This window comes from Methylocucumis oryzae, assembly GCF_000963695.1.
Taxonomy (GTDB): Bacteria; Pseudomonadota; Gammaproteobacteria; order Methylococcales; family Methylomonadaceae; genus Methylovulum; species Methylovulum oryzae.
The window spans coordinates 1-4,977 of sequence record NZ_LAJX01000137.1 but is presented as its reverse complement, the minus strand read 5'-3'; the positions used below and the strand labels follow the sequence as shown (position 1 = coordinate 4,977).

General features: G+C 42.9%; 5 protein-coding genes. All 5 read left to right on the top strand.

Annotated elements, in window-relative coordinates:
• The first annotated feature begins 143 nt into the window (after positions 1 to 143).
• The 5 genes from rimI to VZ94_RS13740 all read left to right on the top strand — a co-directional run bounded on the left by rimI (position 144) and on the right by VZ94_RS13740 (position 4,729).
• A complete protein-coding gene (gene rimI, locus VZ94_RS13760; RefSeq protein ID WP_045779666.1) occupies positions 144 to 686 on the top strand; it encodes a ribosomal protein S18-alanine N-acetyltransferase in 543 nt (180 codons plus the stop codon).
• A gap of 15 nt (positions 687 to 701) precedes the next feature.
• Positions 702 to 1,469 (top strand): Stp1/IreP family PP2C-type Ser/Thr phosphatase, encoded by a 768-nt coding sequence (locus tag VZ94_RS13755; RefSeq protein ID WP_045779665.1) that lies wholly within the window; start codon positions 702 to 704, stop codon positions 1,467 to 1,469.
• A 35-nt stretch (positions 1,470 to 1,504) separates the two neighbouring features.
• Entirely contained in the window at positions 1,505 to 2,428 is a 924-nt protein-coding gene (locus tag VZ94_RS13750; RefSeq protein ID WP_082081665.1) for a GGDEF domain-containing protein, read from the top strand.
• A 12-nt stretch (positions 2,429 to 2,440) separates the two neighbouring features.
• Positions 2,441 to 3,850 (top strand): serine/threonine protein kinase, encoded by a 1,410-nt coding sequence (locus VZ94_RS23110; RefSeq protein WP_052700538.1) that lies wholly within the window; start codon positions 2,441 to 2,443, stop codon positions 3,848 to 3,850.
• Between the two features lie 495 nt (positions 3,851 to 4,345).
• Positions 4,346 to 4,729 (top strand): hypothetical protein, encoded by a 384-nt coding sequence (locus VZ94_RS13740; protein ID WP_045779664.1) that lies wholly within the window; start codon positions 4,346 to 4,348, stop codon positions 4,727 to 4,729.
• The last annotated feature ends 248 nt before the right edge of the window (positions 4,730 to 4,977 follow it).

Sequence of the window (4,977 nt, the reverse complement as noted above, 5' to 3'; positions counted from 1 at the left end):
AGCCTACAGGGATGTATTCACGGCGTCCTCGGCAACTGCTGCTGCGTTGCTCTACTACACGCCATCCCTGGCGTTATGCAGCCTGAATACCCTGTCCCGCCTTACGTTGGCAGCCAAACAATAACAACAGAGTGAACAGCACCATGTACGAATTATTCGATAAAATCAAAGAGTTTATGGCCTATGATGCGGATAAAGAATTTTACGCTAAAGTTTTTCCCGATTCAGTTACCCGTAAGGATTTGCTACGCATACGCAAAATGCGCCCGTCTGACATTCCTGAAATACTGGTTATAGAACAAAAAAACTACCATTTTCCTTGGGGCGAAGATATTTTTAAAGATTGTTTTAAAGCAGGTTATAGCTCTTGGGTTTGCGAAGAAATGGATAAAATCTTAGCCTATTGTTTAGTGTCTATTGCAGCGGGCGAGGCGCATGTTTTAAATGTGTCGGTTGACCCCGCTGAACAAAATCAAGGCATAGGTCGTAAGTTAATGGAGCACATGATTGAAATCGCTAAAGGTAAAGCAGAAACTATTTTTTTAGAAGTGCGCCCCTCTAATACCGCTGCGTTAGCGCTGTACCAAAGCTTAGGCTTTAACGAGATTGGTATCCGAAAAGGCTATTACCCAGCATTACATGGCCGCGAAGATGCTATTATGTTGGCTATGCAACTATTTGCTTAACGCTACGCAGTTATTATGGGCTACCCACTTTATTCGCCACCTTACCAGCTCGACATAGGCTTATTGTCTGATATAGGTCGCTCTCGAACGATTAACCAAGATGACGCAGGCGTTATTCAGTTAGCGGATAATTCCGGAGTATTAGCGTATGTCGCTGATGGTATGGGCGGCTATAATGGTGGAGAAATAGCCAGTCAAACCGCAGGTGAAATCTTACAACGCATGTCTGCCAGTAAGCTAACTGAACAAAATTGTGCTAAATCGCTATTAGCAGGTTTTACCGAAGCCAATTCTGCTATATATCAGCTCGCTGAACATTCATTAGAATTAAAAAGCATGGGCACGACTTTAGTGGCACTTGTTATCCTAGAGGAGTATGCTTTTTTTGCTAATACCGGCGACAGCCGCTTATATTTGTTTCGTGACCATAAAACTCTACAATTGTCCGAAGACCATTCTATCGTAGCGGAATTAGTCAGAAGCGGATTGATTACCCCAGCACAAGCTAAGCAACATCCGCATAAACATGTAATTACTCACGCAGTTGGTGTAAAACCTGACGTGTATGTTGATATTTCTAACGCGCCAGTGCTTATCAAGCCAAATGACCATTTTTTATTATGCTCAGATGGCTTATATGAATTAGTTGAAGATAATGAAATGCTCGCGATTGTAAGTCAGCACCCCGCACAAATAGCTTGCGAACAGCTTATACAATTAGCGAATAGCCGTGGCGGTTATGATAATATTTCAGCGTTAATCGTCCATGTTATTGCCAAATAGTCACACCGTGATGTAAAACTTCCCAATCAAGCGCAATGAGAAATAGTAAAACGACTTATACAGGAAAAATAAACATCGACGAATTGGAAAACGCGACCCAGCACCCCTGTTTAATCGTCTTAAAAGGCAGTGTCGCGGATCTAAGAACCCTGATAAGGTTAGACCGAAATCTAATTTCGATAGGTCGAGGCGATGCAATGGATATTCAGATACCTGAAATCGCCGTATCGCGCAACCATGCTTTATTGCAGCGGCTTAATGCTAATCAATTTCTACTTATCGACACCAATAGCAGCAATGGTACGTTAGTCAATAACAAACCCGTCACTACGGTGTTACTCGAAGACCAAGACGTGATTGCTATAGGCAATAATCTGTTCAAATTTCTCGCCCAAAATAACCCAGAGCAAGCCCATTACCAAGCGTTATTGGAGAAAATGCATTTAGACCATGCGCTGCAAATTTATAATAAACACTATTTTTTGACCAAACTCGACGAAGAAATTGTCAACGCATACCGCTATAACCATTTTCTTGCGTTATTGATATTTGATGCGGATCACTTTAAGCGACTTAACGACAACTATGGCCATTTAGCGGGCGATGCTGTGCTTATGCATATCGTCGAAACTGTCAAAAAACGTATTCGCAAAACCGATTTATTTTGTCGTTATGGTGGTGAAGAATTCACTATTATTATGCCGCATACTAGCGAGCAACAAGCTTTTGTGGTCGCCGAAACTATTCGCAGCCTAATTGCGAAAAATCCCGTCGAATACGAAAATCAGCTTATCTCAGTCACAATTAGCATAGGCGTTACCGCATTAAATCATCATTATCAAGCCAATAACCTTAGAGATTTATTAATTTCCCAGGCTGACTCTGCGTTATACCAAGCTAAGCAAGCAGGTAGAAACCAAGTGATTATGTTTGAGCCCAAGCTTGAAACCCAGCTATAAAGGATAGTCCTTATGAGTTTACCTAAGCTGTGCATGGGTTGTATGCAACCAAAGCAAGAACAAGCAGCTGTCTGCCCTAATTGCGGCTATCGTAACCAACCTAGAAACCCGGCTGTTTTACCTTATCAAGCCGTACTGCATAATAAATTTCTAATTGGCCGAATTCTAGGCAATCCAGGTGGTTTTGGCGTCACCTATTTAGCCTGGGATTTAGTATTGCAAACCACTGTTGCGATTAAAGAATATTTTCCAAGCAACCTAGCAACCCGCAGCCCCGACCACCAAACGATTGTCTTAAACCAGAACGAGCAAGAAAAATACCGACACGGCTTAGAGCAATTTTTAGCTGAAGCAAGAACCTTAGCACAATTCAGTCACCCTAACGTCGTCAGAATAAGGGAGTTTTTTACCCAAAATAACACGGCTTATTTGGTAATGGATTATTACGAAGGAGTATCGCTAGAGGAATTTGTCCACCGTAAAGGCGGCAAAATATCGGAACATTTAGCGTACAGCATTATGCTGCCGATTTTGGATGGCTTAAAAGAAGTCCATCAGAAAAAAGTTTTACACCGAGACATTAAACCCGCCAATATCTATTTGACTAAGGGTGATGTGCCGATATTACTTGATTTTGGCGCGGCGAGATTCGCGATTGGACAAACCAGTCAATCGTTATCGGTTATTTTAACCGGCGGATTTGCCCCGTTTGAGCAATACTTATCAGAACCTGGAGACCAATTAGGGCCGTGGTCGGATATTTATGCCTGTGGCGCGACGCTGTATTTAATTACTACAGGCGTGATGCCGGAAAATGCCATTAACCGCCATCGCAAAGATAGCTTAGTCTCGCCTATACAACTAACCCCAACCTTAACCCCACAATTTAGCCGAGCCATTATGGCGGCAATGTTGCTAGACCATGAACAACGCCCCCAAACGATACAAGCCTTCCAGGCCTTATTATTAAGTAATGAACCTATTTATAAAAGTATGTTCACGCCGCCGCCATCTAGTGTGCCGGCTTTTAGCGAATTAGCGACCGAAGTTGAAAAGCCTATCTCGGTTAAGGAACAAAACGCTAAACCAACAGAACCCGCTAAGTCTTTAACCTTAGCAATATGCCCTCATTGCCGGAGAAATAATTCTGTACCTATAGGTGAAACATTGAATCAACTGCATTGCCGGTATTGCGGAAAAAAACTAGACGCAACCGCCAGTAACCTACCTGTTGCCGCATGGGTTTTATTGTTACTGCTCCCGTTAATAGGCTTTGGGATTTATCATAAATACCAACAACAGCACCTGGAAGAATCATTACAATTAACCACCCCGCCACCTGCCGCAACTGGCACTGAAATCATGGAAGAACCGGCACCGAGTACCTCTGAAGTACCCGCGTTTTTCAACAAGCGTTACTGAAGAAAGTGAAGAGAGCGCTGAAGCAGAAGAGCCACTGGCCGATGATGAAGCACCGACGGCTGAACCTGAGCCAATTCCCCCACTACCAGAGCCCAAACAACCAACATCACCCAGCAGACAAGAACTCCCTGGCCAACCCCAAACACCACCGTTGTTTGCCATTACTGCCTGTGCCAATAAAAACGTAAACGACGCTTGCTCAGTGCCTGAACGCAGAATAGAGGGCACTTGTTACAAAAGTTTTAGGACGATTAGCCTGTATTCCTAAAGGGTTGCCGCCACCGCCATAAAACGATACGGATGTAGGGCCTAAAAACTGATAAGCAACGCTTAATCGATAAAGCGCTTAACTTGCACCATCACCCCAAAAACCAGATAAAGCGTTAACTCGCCGATCAAGTATTCAATAAAAAACTTAAAATAATTAGGGTGGCTGGCTAAGGGGGCGTACAATCAAGGACGAACAACTTATTACTCATAAAAGGAAAAATGACAATGAAAAAAATAATAATAAAGTCAGTTTTATTGGCACTCGCAGTTACTGGTCTTGCTTACGCAGACACTAACCTAACATCAAAAGACGACGTGGAAGGCACTTGGAAATTAGAATATACCCGTAACTCAGCTACTGCTAAAGAAACGATTCCACGCCAAGACACCTGGGTATTCAAAAATGGCAAAGTGACTATTCTTAATATCGCCCGCGCTGAAGGTCATTATGACCAAGCCCCTCTAGCTTATGAAATTGAAGATGGTAAGCTAAAAGTACCCTATTTAGGCCGCACGGGGTTCGATACGTTTGCTCTAATTGAAAAAACAGACAATGCTATGACGCTGAAAGGAAAATTTGGAGAGCATTATTATTTTGTTAAGAAATAGCTGCGCGCAATGGCGACTCATTATCGAGAATTGTCTAACGCAAATAATTAGCATATAAAGCCATTATGGAAGGGTAGCCGACATACCCTTCCCAATACTGTTGACTTTAGCCAGTAGCCCCCATTTTCTTAGCCCGCTTTTCTTTCCATTTATTAGGAACGCCTTTATTAACACGAGGTTTTGATGGCTTGGGCGTCTTCGGTCGGTAATAAACAACTCGTTCGAATAGAATCGACTAACTCGAAGAA